This is a genomic window from Variovorax sp. 01T432 (assembly GCF_056398605.1).
The window spans coordinates 1-16,764 of the sequence record NZ_JBFTPS010000029.1; the positions used below are offsets into that span (position 1 = coordinate 1).

Here is a 16,764-nt window from a genome sequence, read left to right on the forward strand (position 1 = left end):
AATAGCGGAATAGCGGGCTCACCGCACGGCGTCCGATAACGCCGTGAGCTCGCACCAATGACGTGTCGGTCATCTTGGCGCTGCCGTTCACCTTGTAGCGCATAGTCGTTTCTTCGCGAACGCCTGGCCCGGGTACGGGTTTGGGATGCTCAATAGACAATCGTCAAGAAGACGGCACATCAATCAGGAGACTCCCCGCGTGCATCCATCGCTCCTCATTGCCGAGCGCGCCAAGATCTCAGACTGACTGCGAAAGGCTGAAGCCAGAAGGCCGGGGCGGAATTCATCAAGCCTCTTCACGCGCGTCATCGCTTGTCAGAATCCGTTTCACCTCTGCAACGGAATCTGACGCGCAACGGGGCGAGGCTTGCGCGGGATGCTTGCCGCGCACTTGCCGACTCAGCGATCAGTGCAAGGCCGCACCGGGCCGCTGCACGATGCGGTTTTCACGCGATGGCGAACGCAGCAAGTAGCCGATGCCGGCGGCCTCCGACTTCTGCCGCGTGACCTCCGTCTTGCTCGTCGCCACCACGGGGCAGGCCCCCGTGTCGCGCAAGCTCAGCGCCGCCGCGAGTCGCGCTTCCGCCGGGTCGCCGAGCCCGTGTGCGAAATCGTCGGCCACCACGCAAGTGGGCGGGAAACCGTCACCGTAGTCGCCGAAGCCCTGCTGGTTCACGCCCTGCATCTGGATCGCGAAATAGGTGGTGCCGCAGTTGTCCTGCGGAAAGAAGGCATAGGGCTTGCCGCAGGTGGTGCCGCCGACCAGGTTCACCGTGACGCCCACGCCCCGCAGGCCGTTGACGACCGACTCGCTCGCCGAGCAGGTGTCCGGCCCCGCGAGCACAGTGACGCGCGACAGGCCGAGCCTCGGCAGCGGCTGGCCCGCCGGCGTGGAGAAGCCGCGCGAGGTCGCGTAGAAAGGCACGGTGGACAGGGCGGCCGTGAGGTGGAAGGGGTTCTTGCTGTTGAACTGCAGGCGCTCGAAGGTCGCCCCGTCCGTGGCGGCCGGTGCGCTGACCATCGAGGCCAGTTCGCTGGCCACGTCGAGCAAACCGCCGCCGTTGTAGCGCATGTCGATCACCAGGTCGGCGATGCCCGCGGCCTGGAGCTGGCTGACGGCGGCGATCAGCTGCGACTCTGCCGTCTCGAGGTGGTCGTTGAAGAGCATGTAGCCGACTGACCCGCTCGCGGTGGCGATCGTCTTCACGTTCTGGACGGGCGATTCGGCGATGTTGCCGGCCGTCAGCGTCACGGTCCTGATGCTGCCGTCGAGCGCCTGCAGCATGAAGCTGTGCGTCTCGCCCGCGTGCGCGGGCGCGAGACCGGCATTGAGCCCGGCAACGTCGGTGCCGTTGATGGCATCGAGGCCGTCGATGCCGATGATCTTCTCGCCGCGCTGGATGGCGGCCTGCGCCGCCTGCGAGCCCGGATGGGTGAAGGCCACGCGAACATCGCGCGGCGGTTGCGGGCTCAGGACGGCCAGCTGGAGCCCGTAGCCCAAGGCGATTCCACCTTGCGCCAGCGCGCGGTATTGGGCCGTGTCCTGCGTGAAGTGGAAGCGGTCCTTCGGCCGGCCACTGGCCGTGAGCTTGGGCGTCTTGAGCACGTCGAAGTAGGCAATGGGCGTTGCGTAGTTCGCGGCGACGAGGGTGGTCGGCACTTCGTCGAACCAGAGATAGGTCTCGTCGATCCACGAACGCAGCCAGCTCTTTTCGGTGTCCAGCGATCCCTGCGTGTCGGGGAAGGCGGCCCCGGTGTCCGGGTCGACGCCGAAGCGCGGGGCGATGCACTGGCCCGCGAAGGTGGAAGACTGCGCGAGGGCCGTGGCCGTCGCCGGGGCGTTGTTCGGTGCGGCGCCTCCACCGCCACCCCCGCCTCCGCCTCCGCAGGCCGCCAGCGAGGCGACGATCGCGAACATGGCAAGGCGCACAGTTGCGCGTGCCGTGGCCGTCCGGCAGACAAGCTTCATGACGACGATCTCCCTTGAGCGCGCGGGCATCCGGCGCAACTGTCTTGCGTTCGTACTATTGGACGAAGCCCATGCCGCGGGACTCGCGCACTTCGGGCTTGATCCGGTGCTCGGCGTCGAGCTGGTCGAGAAACTCGGCGGCCGAGAATTCGACGGCGAGGATATCCGTTTGGCGCTTGACCGCCGCGAAATCCCCCGGACAAAGCTGGGGAAGCTTGGCGAGGCGAAGCCTGATGTCGCTGGTCATCAGGCGCTCGTCGCCGGCCAGGGCCTCGGTGATGAACATGCGCTCGCGCTGCGTTGCCGTCAGCGGCATGAACTTGATCTTGAAGGTGAAGCGGCGCAGCGCGGCCTGATCGATCCGGTCGAGCAGGTTGGTGGTGCAGACGAAGATGCCGTCGAAGCGCTCCATGCCCTGCAGCATCTCGTTGACCTCGGTCACCTCGTAGGTGCGTTGCGCGCCGCGGCGGTCCTGCAGGAAGCTGTCGGCCTCGTCGAGCAGCAGCACGGCCTTCTCGCCTTCGGCTTCCTTGAACATCGCGGCCATGTTCTGCTCGGTCTCGCCGACATACTTGCTCATGAGATCGCTGGCCTGCTTGATGATGAGAGGCCTGCCGATGACCTTGGCAATGTGCTCGGCCAGCGCGGTCTTGCCGGTGCCGGGCGCGCCGTAGAAGCACAGGGTGCCGTGGCCGCGCGCCTTGAGCGCCTCGACGATGCGGGGAATCTCGAAACGGGTCTCGACATTGAGCATGTCGAGGTCATAGGAAGTGACGCTGCGCCGCGCGCCGAGGCCGTCGACGGTGCCCAGGGCGAGGTCGGCATTTCGCAGCTGGCGCTCGATCAGCCCCTCGACCGAGGTGCCTTCGGTTCTCGCCAGTTCCGCGAAGCGCACGGCCGTACGTATCTGCGCCGGGGTGAGGCCCTTGCGGGCGGCGAGCTTGGCGGTGAAGGCATCGGAGACCGAGACGCCTTGGAGCGTCTTGCGCACCAATTGCTCGCGCGCGCCGGGCGGAGGCGACTTGAGTTCGAGGTGATAGGCGAAACGGCGTCGGAACGCGGGGTCGATCTGCTCGATGCGGTTGGTGACCCAGAGCGTCGGCACGGCGTTCGATTCGAGGATCTGGTTGACCCAGGCCTTGCCGCTGACGCTGCCGGTGGACGGCGACGGGACCTGCTCCGCGCGCGCCATGATCTGGGCGGCCTCGGTGCTGATCGGAGGAAAGACGTCCTCGACTTCATCGAACAGCAGCGCGGCCTGGGCGCTGCCCTTGAGGAACACCTGTGCGATCTGCAGCGAGCGGTAGCGGTCGCGGCCCGACAGCGAGTTGCCGTCGCGGTCGGCGTATTCGACTTCGAAGAGTTCGAGGCCGGCGGCCTGCGCGACCACCTTGGCGAGTTCGGTCTTGCCGGTGCCGGGGGGGCCGTAAAGCAGCACGTTGACGCCGGGCTCCTTGCGCGAGACGGCGGCGCGCAGCAGCGTGATGAGCATCTGCGCGTCGTCATCGACGAAGGAGAAATCGTGCACCGACAGCGCGCTCTTGGCCGAGGGTCGCGTGAAGACCGCCATCAGTTCGTTGTGGTCGCGGTATTCGCGCATGAGCACCGGCGGAAGCTTCTCGCTGACCTTCATCAGGTCGGCGAGATCGGTGATGTTGTGTTCGGAGATCAGGTTCTCGACGAGGCCGATGCGTTCCAGCCGCGAGCCGGCGCGCAGCGCTTCGCCGACTTCGCTGGCGTTGACGCCGGCGACCTCGGCGATCGCGGCGTAGGCCTCGGGGGCATTGTTCACCTTGAATTCGACGAGCAGGGAGCGCAGGTCGCGCTGGTAGCGCGCCAGCGTCCCGTAGAGCAGCAGCGCGCGCTCGGCCTTGTTCAGCTGCAGCAGGCCCGCGAGCGCGTCGATGTTCTTCTCGACCAGGGTGGACTGCTTGCGCAGCGCATGGGTCAGCCAGTCGCGGGTGACCGAGAGCACGGCGAGCAGGTCCTTGGGCTGGTCCTTGGCATATTCGTCGAGGTAGAAGAAGAGCGTGCCTTCCTCGTAAGGGCCGCGCCAGACGCCATGGCGTTCCAGTAGCGTGCGGCCGTCGAAGCCCTCGACACCCTTCCAGACCTCGTTGCCCGCGCAGCGCCGGCCAAGGAATTCACGCAGGCGTTGCAGCACGGGGGCCGGCCAGACCAGGTGCCGGCCGGTGAGCGACAGGAGGCCGTTGAGGTCGCGACGGACATTGAAGCGCGGGCCCTGCTTGGCCGCGAGCGTGAGCACGAAGTGCGAACACATGAGTTCGAGCACGGGTGCTTCCTTGAGTCCGGGCGACGGCAATGCGTGGCCGCGCGCAGCGGCAGCCACCACATCGACACCGGAGCGCTTGACCATCAGACAACCTCCAGATAGGAGCATCACGAACTGACTGGACCATAGCGCAGAGTTTTGGGTTGGGGAAGACTCGGGGGCGGTAAAAACCCTTGTGTTGCAAATACATTCCACAATCCGCCGATGGTTGGAATCGACGATATCGAACGCGCCGCCGCGCGCCTCAGGGGCCAGGTTCTGGACACACCCTGTGTGGAATCCCGCACGCTTTCCGAGATCGTGGGGGCGCAGGTCTTCCTGAAATTCGAGAATCTGCAGTTCACCGCCTCGTTCAAGGAACGGGGGGCCTATAACAAGCTGGTGGATCTCGCGGAGGCAGGAACGCGGGGTGTGATCGCGATGTCGGCCGGCAACCACGCGCAAGGCGTGGCCTACCACGCACAGCGGCTGGGCCTGCGCGCGTTGATCGTGATGCCGCGCTTCACGCCGGCCGTGAAGATCGAACGGACGCGCGGCTTCGGGGCCGAGGTGGTGCTCTACGGGGACTCGCTCGACGCGGCCCGCGCCCATGCGCTGGAACTCGCGCAGCGCGAGGGCCTGACCTTCGTCCACCCGTACGACGATGAGGCCATCATCGCGGGGCAGGGCACCGTCGCGCTCGAGATGCTGGACGCGATGCCCGAACTCGACGTGCTGGTGGTGTCCGTCGGCGGCGGCGGGCTGATCGCGGGCATGGCAATCGCGGCGCGGGCGCGCAAGCCGGACATCCAGATCATCGGCGTCCAGACCACGCGCTTTCCGGCGATGGTGAACGCCGTCCAGGGCACGCACCATGCGCAGGGCAAGAGCACCATTGCGGAAGGCATCGCCGTCGGGACGCCGGGCGTGCTGACGCGCGAGATCATTTCGGCGCTGGTCGACGACCTGCTGCTCGTGGATGAAGGCGACATCGAGCAGGCGGTGCTGATGCTGCTGGAGATCGAAAAGACACTGGTCGAGGGCGCGGGCGCCGCCGGGCTGGCCGCGCTCATACGCCACCCGGACCGCTTCAGGGGAAAGCGCATCGGGCTGGTGCTTTCGGGGGGAAACATCGACCCGCTGCTGCTGGCCGCGATCATCGAGCGGGGCATGGTGAGGGCAGGAAGGCTGGCGCGCGTGCGGGTCAGCGCGCGCGACGTGCCGGGCTCATTGGCCCAGATCACGGCGACTGTGGCGGAAGCGGGCGCCAACGTCGACGAGGTCCACCACCAGCGCGCCTTCACGATGCTGGCGGCGCAGAACGTCGATGTGGAGCTTGTTCTGCAGACCCGCGGGCGCGAACATCTCTCGGCGGTGCTGGATGCTCTTCACGCAGCCGGATTCGAAGCCGTCGAGCAACACTGAGGGGCGGGCAACTTCCTACACCGCGACGGGCGGGGCCATCGGTAAAATGGTTCTAACTTGTCAGTTTTTTTCGAATCCAAGGAATCACGATGTCCCACCCCGTCTCCACCGATCCCAGCCACGACGCGCTCGTCGAAAAAGACGCTGTCGAGTCGATCGTCCACCTCATGCCGCTGGTGCTTCCGCTGGTCGGCGGCGTGCTGATGCTTCTTCTGGCGTCCATCGCCGTCTTCATGGCCTGAAGGTGCGTCGGGCTCGTGGCGCTGTCCGCCCGCGCCGCCGCCCGATGGTCCGTCGGCCTGCTCGCTGCGGGCCGCATCGATCCACCTCCCGAGACGGAAAACGTTTTTTCCAACGGACCTCGCCTGTGACCGGCGTCGAGTCCCGCTCGAAAAGACGATTTTTGCAACTTAGGAGACATTGATGAACGCACCCCTGAAGGGCCTTGCCATAACGGCGCCCTCTTACGTCAAGAACGCAAAGCTGATTGCCTGGGTGGCCGACATGGCCGCACTGTGCAAGCCCGAGGCTGTCCATTGGTGCGACGGCAGCGACGAGGAATACAGCCGCCTTTGCCAGCAGATGGTCGACGCCGGCACCCTCAAGCGGCTCAATCCGGCCAAGCGGCCCAACTCCTTCCTGGCGAACTCCGATCCGAGCGACGTCGCTCGTGTCGAGGACCGCACGTTCATCTGCTCCGCCAGGAAGGACGATGCCGGGCCGACCAACAACTGGATGGCACCAGCGGAGATGCGCGCCACGCTGCAGCCCCTGTTCGACGGCTGCATGAGGGGCCGCACGATGTACGTCGTGCCCTTCAGCATGGGCCCGCTGGGCTCCCCGATCGCGCACATCGGCATCGAACTGTCCGACAGTCCCTATGTGGCGGTCAACATGAAGATCATGACCCGCATGGGCAAGGCCGTCTACGACGTGCTCGGCGCGGAAGGCGACTTCGTGCCTTGCGTGCACACGGTGGGCGCCCCTCTGGAGCCGGGCCAGACGGATGTCGCCTGGCCCTGCAACAAGACCAAGTACATCGTTCATTACCCCGAGACACGCGAGATCTGGAGCTACGGCTCGGGCTACGGCGGCAATGCGCTGCTGGGCAAGAAGTGCTTCGCACTGCGCATCGCATCGAACATGGGCCGCGACGAAGGCTGGCTGGCGGAACACATGCTGATCCTCGGCGTGACGAACCCCGAGGGCCGCAAGTACCACGTGGCGGCCGCGTTCCCCAGCGCCTGCGGCAAGACGAACTTCGCAATGCTGATTCCGCCGGCCGGTTTCGAAGGCTGGAAGGTCACCACGATCGGCGACGATATCGCCTGGATCAAGCCCGGCGCGGACGGCAAGCTGTACGCGATCAATCCCGAGGCGGGCTACTTCGGTGTCGCGCCCGGCACCAATCTGCAGACCAACCCGAACTGCATGGCCTGCCTCGACCATGACGTGATCTTCACGAATGTCGCCCTGACGGACGACGGCGACGTCTGGTGGGAGGGCATGAGCGAGGCCCCCGCGCACGCGATCGACTGGCAGGGCAAGGACTGGACACCGGCCATCGCCAAGGAGACCGGCGCGAAGGCCGCGCATCCCAACGCACGCTTCACTGTCGCCGCGACGAACAACCCGGCGCTCGACAGCGCCTGGGACGACCCGAAGGGTGTCGCGATCGACGCGTTCATCTTCGGCGGCCGCCGCTCGACCACCGTGCCGCTCGTCACCGAGGCGCGCAACTGGGTCGAGGGCGTCTACATGGCCGCGACCATGGGCTCGGAGACGACTGCCGCCGCCGCCGGCCAGCAAGGCGTGGTGCGGCGCGACCCGTTCGCGATGCTTCCGTTCGCGGGCTACAACATGAGCGACTATTTCCAGCACTGGCTGGACCTGGGCAAGAAGCTGGAAAGCGCCGGCGCCCGCCTGCCGAAGATCTACACCACCAACTGGTTCCGCAAGGGCGAGGACGGCAAGTTCGTGTGGCCCGGCTACGGCGAGAACATGCGTGTTCTGAAGTGGATGATCGACCGCATCGAGCAGAAGGCCGAAGGCGCCGACCACGCGTTCGGCGTCAGCCCGCGCTACGAGGATCTGCACTGGACTGGCCTGGCGTTCAGCCTTGCGCAATTCGAGACGGTCACCCGCACCGACAAGGCGTCGTGGCAGGCGGAACTCGAGCTGCACACCGAACTGTTCCAGCAGCTCGCGCATCGTCTGCCCAAGGAATTGGCGGAGACGAAGGCGGTCATCGAGCAGCGCCTCGAGGCCTGATTCAGACGGCCCCCACAACGCAAAAGGCCGCCCGAGGGCGGCTTTTTGATGTCGGCGCCAAGCCGACCGGCGAATCGCCGGGATCGATCAGTAGTAGTTGGCGGGGCTGACGCTGCGCGCCGCCTGATGAACCGCGGGGGCAGTCGCAGCGGTCTCTTCGAAGGCTTCCTGGCGCGTCGAAATCGCCTGCAGGTCGCGAAGAATGCGCTGGTCGAACTTGGCGTAGGCCAGGAACTCCTCATCGGCGCGGGCGGCGGCATGGCGGCGCGAGGCGGCGCGGGCGGCAGCGACGGCGCGGGCCGCAAAGCTGCGAGCGCTCTCGGCGAAGAATGCCAGCGAAACAAAGGCCACAGCCCAGAGCACGACCCAGGCGACGACAAGGCCCCCTTCTTCGTTCAATGCCGACATGAGCTTGTCGGCGACGACCAGCAGGGACGAGACGATCGCAGCGAGCAGCAGTGCTGCCAAGCCGCGGGCACCGTCCACGGCCTTGCGGGCTGCGCGAACGCGCTCTGCGAAAGCCTGAGCCCGTGTCACGCCGGGATGGCTGGTAGGTTGGTCAACGTGTACGAAACTGGTCATGATGCGTTCCTCCAAAAGAACGAGTAGCGGTAGCCGATGCGGTGATATTAGGGGTTACCCTAGTGCTTTGCTACTTTATCTTCTTGATGTTTATCATTCATCACAATGATGGACGTCAACTTCCGCACACTGGATCTGAACCTGCTTCGCGTCTTCGACGAGGTGATGGCAGAGCGCAATCTGACGCGCGCCGCGAAGAACCTCTCGATCACGCAACCCGCCGTGAGCAACGCGCTGCGCCGCTTGCGCGAGGTGCTCGGCGACGAACTCGTGCGCCGCTCGGGCGCCGGCGTCGAACCGACGCCGCGTGGCCTTGCTCTGTGGCCCACGGTACGCGACGCACTGCGGCAGTTGCAGCACACCCTGGCGCCTGGTGAATTCGATGCCGGGGTCGCGGACACGACCTTCCTGCTCGCCATGGCCGACTCGACCGCCGCCGAACTCATTCCCGGCCTGGTGCGGATCGTGGAAAGGGAGGCGCCGGCGGTCTCGCTGCGCATCCTGCCGCTGACCACGCGGGACCCGCGGCGCATGCTGGAGAACGAGGAAGTCGACATGGCGATCGGTTATTTCCCGGCACTGATCGCCAGCCTTGCGGCACAGGGACAGTCGGGCAGTGGCGTGCCCTTCGAGACGCAGCGGCTCTATGCCGGCCAGTACGTCTGCGTGATGCGGCGCGGGCATCCGCTGGCGGATGCGCCCCTGACGCTGGACAGCTTCTGCGCCGCCCACCATCTGCTGGTCAGCTTTTCCGGCCGGCCCTATGGCTTCATCGACCAGACCCTCGGCGCCATGGGGCGGGAGCGGCGAATCCTCATCACGGTGAACCAGTTCTTCACCGCCGGGCGCACGGTCGCAAACTCAGACCTGCTGACCGTGCTGCCGCGACATTTCATCAGCGTGACCGGCTTCGGCGAGCAACTCGTGCAACGCGAGCTGCCCTTCGACCAGCCCTTGGTCCATGTGGACGCCGTCTGGCATCGCCGGGCACACCACAGCCATGCCCATGAATGGCTGCGTCAGGCGCTGCTGCGATCAGCGAGCGCCGCGTTCGCCGATCAGAACGCGCGATGAGCTCAGCGCACCACGCTGAGCCAGGCGCTGGCGGCAGCGCGCAATTCCTGGGCATGATGGGCGTCGACGCCGGCGCTGCGATCGGCGCTTTCCATCAGGGCCGCGGCGGGGCTCGAAGGCGTCGCCACGAGGGTCGGGCGGAAGAAACGGACCCAATGAGAAATGAAGCTGAGCATGATGTTGCGCGGCCATTCCCGCGCTGGTATTGATGAGACTAGATTAAGGGTTTTCCCCAATACATCCAGCCCCACATCATGCGTTTTTTGCATGACATACACACCTGGACTGCATTCATGAAGCTTCAGCTGCTCTCGGATCTCCATATTGAGGTGCACCCGCGCCTCCAGATCCGGCCCGCACCCGGCGCTGACCTCCTGGTCCTCGCGGGCGACATCGGCTCCTACCAACAAGGTTCGCGCATCGTGGAGCCCGATTTCGGCCTGAGCCGCTTTTCACCGCGGCACGGCTGGCCCGCGCGCGTGCTCTATGTCCCGGGCAATCACGAATACGACAACGCCGATTTCGACGATGTCCACGCGCGCCTGCGCGAGACCTGCGATGCGCTGGACATTCAATGGCTGGAGCGGGAAACGCTGGTCATCGACAGCGTGCGCTTCGTCGGCACCACGCTCTGGGCCGACTTCGATGCCTTGGTCGAGCCGACCGACAACCTGGCAGACGCCCTCAAGAAGCGGGGCAAGGCCATGCGCGCCGCCAACTTCTACTTGCAGAAGGCCGCCACGATGCGGGCCGGAAAGCTCTTTCTCGCCGAGGAGTTGAGAGAGCACTCACTGACGTGCCAGGCATGGCTGCGCCAAGCTCTGGCCGAAAGCTTCGAAGGCCCGACAGTCGTCGTCACGCACTTTGCGCCGACGCTGGCGAGCGCCGATCCGCGCTACGGCCTGACACCGGGCACGGCCGGCTTCTGCAATTCGCTGGACGAGCTCTTGCCGGCAGCGGACCTTTGGCTGCACGGCCACCTTCATCACGCCTTCGACTACGTGAAGGACGGTTGCCGTGTCGTCGCCAATCCGCTGGGATACGTGGGCAAAGGAGAGCAGGAAGGTTTCAGGCCCGAGCTGCTGATCGACGCGCCGCCGCGTTCGGCGCGCGGCAAAGGCTGAGCCTCATGCACCCGAAGCAGCGCTTCGGGTGCCCGTCAAGCCGCCCTCACGCCGGCGCGGCCTGCCTCGACAACGAAGCGCGCCTGCGTCTCGAAAGCCGCATCAGCGACCACTGGGTGCGCGGTCGCGCGGAACTCGCATCGCATCGCCTCGGGCGTGACCTCGATGAGCGCATGCCCGCGTTGGTCGCCCCGCGCGTGCATGACGTCGGGGTTGTCGCGCCGCATGCGCTCCATCGAGGCCAGGTCCGCGCCGCGAGAGGTGATCGAGCCGCCGACGATCTCGCTGGCGATCACCGGCGAAGCCGGATCGTTCGGCACGACGCGCAGATCCGCCGCCACATGGCGATGCACATCGCCGCCGAGCAGCACCAGGTTGCTCACGCCGGCGTCGCTCGCGCCCTGCAGCATGCGGCGGCGTGCCTCCGGATAGCCGTCCCAGCCATCGGTCCAGACCGACCGACCCTCAGGCGTGTTGAAGGCGCTCGAACTGACCTGGGTCGACTGGCCCAGCAGATTCCATTGCCGGCGCGAGCCGGCCAGGCCCCGCGCGAGCCACTGCTCCTGCTCGGCGCCGAGCATCGTCCGGCGCGGGTCGCCGAGTTCGGCGCAACCCGTGACCGTGCGGCCTCCGCCGCCGACGCGCCCGGAATCGGGGCAGGCGTGATGGCTGCGGTACTGGCGGCAATCCAGCGTCCAGAGTTCGGCCAGGCGGCCCCAGGCATGCCGGTCATGGATGCGCATCGATGACCCTTGCGGCGGCACGGTGAGCGGCATGTGCTCGAAGTAGGCGCGGTAGGCCGCGGCGCGGCGGCGCAGGAAGGTGGCCGGATCGGTATGGGCCGGGTCCTGGTCGTCCGCATAGTCGTTGACCACCTCGTGGTCATCCCAGGTCAATATCCAGGGATGCGCGGTGTGCGCAGCCTGCAGATCGAGGTCGCGCTTGTAGAGCGCATGGCGCTCGCGGTAGCCGTCCAGCGTACGCGGCACCGGGCTGCCGTGCTTGCGCACGGCATGGGCGTTGCTGCTGCCCTCGTAGATGTAGTCGCCGACGAAGAGCACGAAGTCCAGATCGCGCGCGGCGATCTCACGGTGTGCCGCGTAGAAGCCCTGTTCATAGTGCTGGCACGATGCCAGCGCGAATCGCAGGCGCCGTACCTGCGCGTCGGGCGCGGGCGCGGTGCGCGCATGGCCGACCGGGCTGACGGCATCGCCGCAGGTGAAGCGGTACCAATAGTCGCGTTGCGGCTCCAGCCCCTGTGCGTGCACGTGCACGCTGAAGGCCCGCGACGCGTCTGTGGTCACCTCGCCCTGCGCCACGCGGGTGCGCAGTCCGGCGTCGCCGTAGATCTCATATCGCACCACGCAGGCGGGGCGGGCGTCGCGGGTCGCCTCGTCTTCGGCAGCCGGTGCCAGGCGCGTCCACAGCACCACGCTGTCCGGGCGCGGCTGGCCGCTCGCCACGCCCAGGGTGAAGGGGTTCGAAGTCCAGCGCGCAGCGGCATGGGCGCAGCCGAGCATCGGCGCAGCCCAGCCGTCGAGCGCGAGCCAGAGCGCGGCGCGATGGAGGTCTCGGCGGTGAAGATTCATCGTCCCGATTGTCGGACAGCCGCTAGAGCAATTGCTCCTCCACCAGCGGCGACAGCAGCCAGTTCTTGAAGCGAAGCCAGAGGTAGCCGCCGGGCTCGTCGTCGTGCACGATGTCCTCGCCGGACTCGCTGTATTCCAGCCATTGGACCCGCTCGCCGTCAGGCGCCAGACGAAGGCGATAGGCGAGGTTGGATCGGCCCCAGGTGATGAGCCGCATGAAGTCGGCGACGATCTCCGGGCTGTCGATGACCAGGCCCATTTCGGTGTTGACGGCGGCAGAGCGGTAGTCGAGATTCATCGAGCCGATGAAGAGGCGCCTGTCGTCGATCACCGCGAGCTTGGCATGCAGGCGGCTGACCGATCGGCCGAACTCGCCGAAGTGCCCGGACCTGTCGCTGAGCCCCGGGGCAACCTCCCGAATCGTCACGCCGATCTTGAGCATCTCGGCGCGGTAGCGGGCGTAGCCGGCGTAGACCAGCGGCTCGTCGGTGGCGCCCAGCGAATTGGTGACGACGGTGATGTTCCCGCCCTTCGATCTCGCCGCCTTCAGCATCGCCATGCCGCGCGCGCCCGGGATGAAATACGGGGAGACGATCATCACCCCCTGATGCGCCGAGTTCAACGTGTTGAGCGCCCCTTCGCTCACGCTGCCGCGATAGGCGTCTTCGCCGCTCTTGCGCATCAGCTTGGCCGGATCGTCGAAGAAGAGATGCGCCCCGGCCCAGTTCATGTCGACGGCGCCTGACTCGATCTGCCGCCCGACGGCCGTTCGCTCCAGCACGTCCCTGGGCCGCGGAGACACCTCGGGATCGGCGCCGCGGACGAGTTCGTCGAAGCGGCGACGCGCGGCCTCAGGGGACATGGCAGGCGCGACGACGTCGGCGACCGGGCGCACCTGCTCGCTGTTCCAGTAGCGGTCGAAGGCGGCGGACATCTCGCGCACGATCGGGCCGCTCGACAGCACGTCCACGTCGATGAAGTTCGCGGCGGAGTCACGCATGAAATATTCGTTGGCGATGTTGCGGCCGCCCGAGATGGCGAAGCTGTTGTCGGCCACCACCAGCTTGTTGTGCATGCGATGGTTGATCCGGCGGAATTCGTACAGCGACAGCAGCATGCGGGCCGCGAGCGAGTTCGCGCGCGAAGGCAGCGGGTTGAACAGCCGGACCTCGACATTCGGGTGCGCGGCAAGCGCAGAGAAGAGCTCGTCCTCGCCAGCGGTGTAGAGGTCGTCGACCAGCAGGCGCACGCGCACGCCACGCGCGGCCGCATCGCGCAACTCGCGCAGGAAGAGCAGGCCGGCGTCGTCGTTCCGTATCAGGTAGTACTGCACGTCGAGCGACTTCTCCGAGGCGCGCGCCAGTGCGATGCGCGCGTCGAAGGCGAACGGCGCCTCGGGCAGCAGGCGGAAGCCGGAAAGACCGGGCTGGCCGGCCGGCGCGCCCGCGCCGGCGATACGCGCCAGGCGCGTCTGGGCGACATCGGTGATCGCCTGCGTGGGCACCGACGGCGCCGGCGGCGGCAGCCTCGCGCAGCCGCCGAGCAGCACACAGGCGCAAAGCGCCAGCAAGACCCGAGTTTTCACCAGCGGCCCCATGTGCCGAAATGTACCTCCCCGCCTGGCCGCTGTGCAGACCCCTATGATCGGCGCGCATTGGCAGCAAGGGATACGCGTGCTCAACGGCTTGTGGCTTGGTTTCTTTCTGGTGGCTGCGGCAGCCGCGCTGGGCCGTTGGCTCATCGGCGGCGACGCGACCGTGTTCGCCATGCTCGTCGAGAGCCTGTTCGCGATGGCGCGCCTCTCCGTCGAGGTCATGGTGCTGCTGTTCGGCACGCTCACGCTGTGGCTCGGCTTCCTGCGCATCGCCGAGGCCGCCGGCATGGTCGAGCGGCTCGCGCGGATGCTCGGCCCTCTCTTTCGCCACCTCATGCCCGGGGTGCCCGCCGGCCACCCGGCGCTCGGCCTCATCACGCTGAATTTCGCGGCCAACGCACTGGGTCTTGACAACGCGGCGACGCCCATCGGCCTCAAGGCGATGCGCGAACTTCAGACGCTCAATCCGAACACCAGCACCGCCAGCAATGCGCAGATCCTGTTCCTGGTGCTCAATGCGTCCTCGCTGACGCTGCTGCCGGTCACGATCTTCATGTACCGCGCGCAGCAGGGCGCGGCCGATCCGACGCTGGTGTTCCTGCCGATCCTGCTCGCGACCAGCGCCTCGACGTTCGTCGGCCTGCTCTCCGTGGCCTTCATGCAGCGCCTGAGGCTCTGGGACCCGGTGGTGCTGGCCTATCTCATCCCCGGTGCGCTGCTGCTCGGCGGCTTCATGGCGCTGCTCTCGACCCTGTCGGCCGTGGCCCTCGCCTCTCTCTCGTCGCTGCTGGGCAACCTCACGCTCTTCGGATTGATCACCGGCTTCCTGGTGGCGGGCGCGATTCGCCGCGTCAGGGTCTACGAATGCTTCATCGAGGGCGCAAAGGAGGGTTTCGACGTGGCGAAGAACCTGCTGCCCTACCTCGTCGCGATGCTCTGCGCGGTGGGCGTGCTGCGCGCCTCGGGTGCGCTCGACATGGTCCTCGGCGCCATCCGCTGGGGCGTTGGCCTTACCGGATGGGATACGCGCTTCGTCGATGCGCTGCCCACGGCACTGGTCAAGCCCTTCTCGGGCAGCGCCGCACGGGCGATGCTGATCGAGACGATGAAGACCCAGGGCGTGGACAGCTTCCCCGCGCTGGTCGCCGCCACCATCCAGGGCAGCACCGAGACCACCTTCTACGTGCTCGCGGTCTACTTCGGGGCGGTCGGCATCCAGCGCGCCCGGCACGCGGTGGCCTGTGCACTGATGGCGGAACTCGCGGGCGTTCTCGCGGCAATCGGCGTAGGGTATTGGTTCTTCGGCTAGAGCGCCCCCTCAGCGCCCTCCCGGCCAATCGGCCAGAATAGGCCCTCACTTCCCCGCTTTCCCGTGACCGCTCCCGCCCAGGCACAACCGCCCACTTTCTCGAGTGACGAATTCCGCGACGCTCTCGGCATGTTCGCCACCGGCGTCACCATTGTCACGACCCGCGCGGCGGACGGGACGCTGGTCGGTCTCACGGCGAACTCCTTCAACTCGGCGTCGCTCGACCCGCCGCTGGTGCTGTGGAGCCTGGCGCGTGGAGCGGCCTCGATGGTCGCGCTCAGCACCGGATCGCACTACGCCATCAACATCCTCTCGGCGAGCCAGAAGAAGCTCGCCGAGCGCTTCGCGGCCAAGGACGTCGACCGCTGGGCCGACGTCGAATTCACCGAAGGCCTCGGCGGCGCACCCGTGCTGGTCGGCGCGGCCGCCAGCTTCGAGTGCTTCAACCGCAGCCGCTACGACGAAGGCGACCATGTGATCTTCGTCGGCGAGGTCGAGCGCTGCGGGCACACGCCGGGAGCCTCGCCGCTGCTGTTCCACGGTGGGCGCTTCTACACCGAGCATCCGCTCTGACGCGCGGCGGCCACCCCTCAGCTCGGGCGCGCGTAGGTCGACGCGAATCGCTGCTGAAGATAGTCATGGGCCGTGATCGGCGCGTAGCGCGGCGATTGGCCGGCGGGCACGCAGGACGCGATGGCGCTCACGATCGCGTCGGGATTCGGGTCGAGGAAGAACGCGATCGAGTAGCGCTGTGCTGCCGGCTTCAACACGCGATGCGGCGTCGAGACGTAGATGTCATGGGTCCAGCGCATCAGGCAATCACCGATGTTGCAGATGAAGGCGCCCGGCGTCGCGGGCACGTCGACCCAGGCGCCGTCGCGGCGCCGCACCTGAAGCCCGGCGACGCCGTCTGTCGCCAGCAACGTGACGTTGCCGTAGTCGGTGTGCGCGCCGGCACCGATCGGTTCCGCGGGCAGGGCCGGGTCCGGCGCGGGGTAGTGCAACAGGCGCAGCGTCGCCAAGGGACGATCGATCTTGTCCTCGAAGAAATCGGAAGGCAGGCCGAGGTCCAGCGCGAAGGCCGTGTGAAGGCTGCGGCCCACCGCCAGCACGGCGTCGAAGTAGCGCTGGACCGTGTCGCGAAATCCGGGGAGCGCCGGCCAGACGTTGTCGGGCCGCGTCCGACCATCGGTCCAGATGAAATTCAGCGCCTCCTTGTGGTCTGCCCCCGTCTTTTCGTCAAGCGCCTCGACGCCGAGTCCGACATAGCCGCGGTTGCTGCCGAGCCGCTCGATGGCCATGTCGCGCTTGGCCGGGACGGGTTGCGCGAAGAAGCGTGCACTCGCCGAGAAGGCCGCGTCGACCAGATCCACAGGTACCCCGTGGCCGCTGATCACGAAGAAGCCGACCTCGCGGCACGCGGCGCCGACCTGATGCGCGACGGCGCGCCGCGCCGTGGCATCGCCGGAGATCAGTGCGGACACATCGATGCTGGGTATGTCGTTCATGAGGCCATTGTGCTCATGACGCGGATACGATCGCCGGATGGGACCCC

The 16,764-nt window shown here is 67.0% G+C and carries 14 protein-coding genes; 7 read left to right on the forward strand and 7 right to left on the reverse strand.

Features of this window, described 5'->3' with window-relative positions:
* Nucleotides 1-406 precede the first annotated feature (406 nt).
* Nucleotides 407-1,969 carry a S41 family peptidase gene (locus AC1DNF_RS21080; protein ID WP_478150570.1) on the reverse strand — a complete coding sequence of 521 codons (1,563 nt, stop codon included), beginning with the start codon at nucleotides 1,967-1,969 and terminating at the stop codon, nucleotides 407-409.
* Nucleotides 1,970-2,024: 55 nt separating this feature from the next.
* Nucleotides 2,025-4,346, reverse strand: coding sequence for an ATP-binding protein (locus AC1DNF_RS21085; protein WP_478150571.1), 2,322 nt, complete (start codon nucleotides 4,344-4,346; stop codon nucleotides 2,025-2,027).
* Nucleotides 4,347-4,466: 120 nt separating this feature from the next.
* Between AC1DNF_RS21085 and AC1DNF_RS21090 the strand changes: the two genes are divergently transcribed.
* From AC1DNF_RS21090 to AC1DNF_RS21100, 3 genes are all read left to right on the forward strand, one after another.
* Entirely contained in the window at nucleotides 4,467-5,666 is a 1,200-nt protein-coding gene (locus AC1DNF_RS21090; protein ID WP_478150572.1) for a threonine ammonia-lyase, read from the forward strand.
* A gap of 89 nt (nucleotides 5,667-5,755) precedes the next feature.
* Nucleotides 5,756-5,908: a hypothetical protein gene (locus tag AC1DNF_RS21095; RefSeq protein WP_478150573.1), complete on the forward strand. Its 153-nt coding sequence runs from the start codon at nucleotides 5,756-5,758 to the stop codon at nucleotides 5,906-5,908.
* 181 nt (nucleotides 5,909-6,089) lie between these two features.
* Nucleotides 6,090-7,937: a phosphoenolpyruvate carboxykinase (GTP) gene (locus tag AC1DNF_RS21100; protein ID WP_478150574.1), complete on the forward strand. Its 1,848-nt coding sequence runs from the start codon at nucleotides 6,090-6,092 to the stop codon at nucleotides 7,935-7,937.
* Nucleotides 7,938-8,024: 87 nt separating this feature from the next.
* On the opposite strand, the gene AC1DNF_RS21105 is transcribed toward AC1DNF_RS21100, so the two are convergent.
* On the reverse strand, nucleotides 8,025-8,519 hold the full coding sequence (locus AC1DNF_RS21105; RefSeq protein ID WP_478150575.1) for a hypothetical protein: 495 nt from the start codon (nucleotides 8,517-8,519) through the stop codon (nucleotides 8,025-8,027).
* Between the two features lie 108 nt (nucleotides 8,520-8,627).
* On the opposite strand from AC1DNF_RS21105, the gene AC1DNF_RS21110 reads away from it, so the two are divergent.
* Nucleotides 8,628-9,593 carry a LysR family transcriptional regulator gene (locus AC1DNF_RS21110; RefSeq protein ID WP_478150576.1) on the forward strand — a complete coding sequence of 322 codons (966 nt, stop codon included), beginning with the start codon at nucleotides 8,628-8,630 and terminating at the stop codon, nucleotides 9,591-9,593.
* 2 nt (nucleotides 9,594-9,595) lie between these two features.
* Here the strand turns inward: AC1DNF_RS21110 and AC1DNF_RS21115 are convergent, their stop codons facing one another.
* The gene (locus AC1DNF_RS21115) at nucleotides 9,596-9,862 is read right to left on the reverse strand and encodes a hypothetical protein (RefSeq protein WP_478150577.1); all 267 of its coding nucleotides are present in this window, start codon (nucleotides 9,860-9,862) and stop codon (nucleotides 9,596-9,598) included.
* 24 nt (nucleotides 9,863-9,886) lie between these two features.
* Between AC1DNF_RS21115 and AC1DNF_RS21120 the strand changes: the two genes are divergently transcribed.
* Complete coding sequence (locus tag AC1DNF_RS21120; protein WP_478150578.1) at nucleotides 9,887-10,717, forward strand: metallophosphoesterase; 831 nt, start codon at nucleotides 9,887-9,889, stop codon at nucleotides 10,715-10,717.
* Between the two features lie 35 nt (nucleotides 10,718-10,752).
* On the opposite strand, the gene AC1DNF_RS21125 is transcribed toward AC1DNF_RS21120, so the two are convergent.
* Both AC1DNF_RS21125 and AC1DNF_RS21130 read right to left on the reverse strand, forming a co-directional pair.
* On the reverse strand, nucleotides 10,753-12,306 hold the full coding sequence (locus AC1DNF_RS21125) for an alkaline phosphatase D family protein (protein WP_478150579.1): 1,554 nt from the start codon (nucleotides 12,304-12,306) through the stop codon (nucleotides 10,753-10,755).
* Between the two features lie 22 nt (nucleotides 12,307-12,328).
* Nucleotides 12,329-13,891: a phospholipase D family protein gene (locus AC1DNF_RS21130; protein WP_478150580.1), complete on the reverse strand. Its 1,563-nt coding sequence runs from the start codon at nucleotides 13,889-13,891 to the stop codon at nucleotides 12,329-12,331.
* Between the two features lie 88 nt (nucleotides 13,892-13,979).
* On the opposite strand from AC1DNF_RS21130, the gene AC1DNF_RS21135 reads away from it, so the two are divergent.
* Together AC1DNF_RS21135 and AC1DNF_RS21140 are read left to right on the forward strand one after the other, a co-directional pair.
* Entirely contained in the window at nucleotides 13,980-15,209 is a 1,230-nt protein-coding gene (locus AC1DNF_RS21135) for a nucleoside recognition domain-containing protein (protein WP_478150657.1), read from the forward strand.
* A 63-nt stretch (nucleotides 15,210-15,272) separates the two neighbouring features.
* Nucleotides 15,273-15,782, forward strand: a complete 510-nt coding sequence (locus AC1DNF_RS21140; RefSeq protein ID WP_478150581.1) for a flavin reductase family protein — start codon at nucleotides 15,273-15,275, stop codon at nucleotides 15,780-15,782.
* Nucleotides 15,783-15,799: 17 nt separating this feature from the next.
* Here the strand turns inward: AC1DNF_RS21140 and AC1DNF_RS21145 are convergent, their stop codons facing one another.
* The gene (locus AC1DNF_RS21145) at nucleotides 15,800-16,717 is read right to left on the reverse strand and encodes an isopenicillin N synthase family dioxygenase (protein WP_478150582.1); all 918 of its coding nucleotides are present in this window, start codon (nucleotides 16,715-16,717) and stop codon (nucleotides 15,800-15,802) included.
* Between the last annotated feature and the right edge of the window lie 47 nt (nucleotides 16,718-16,764).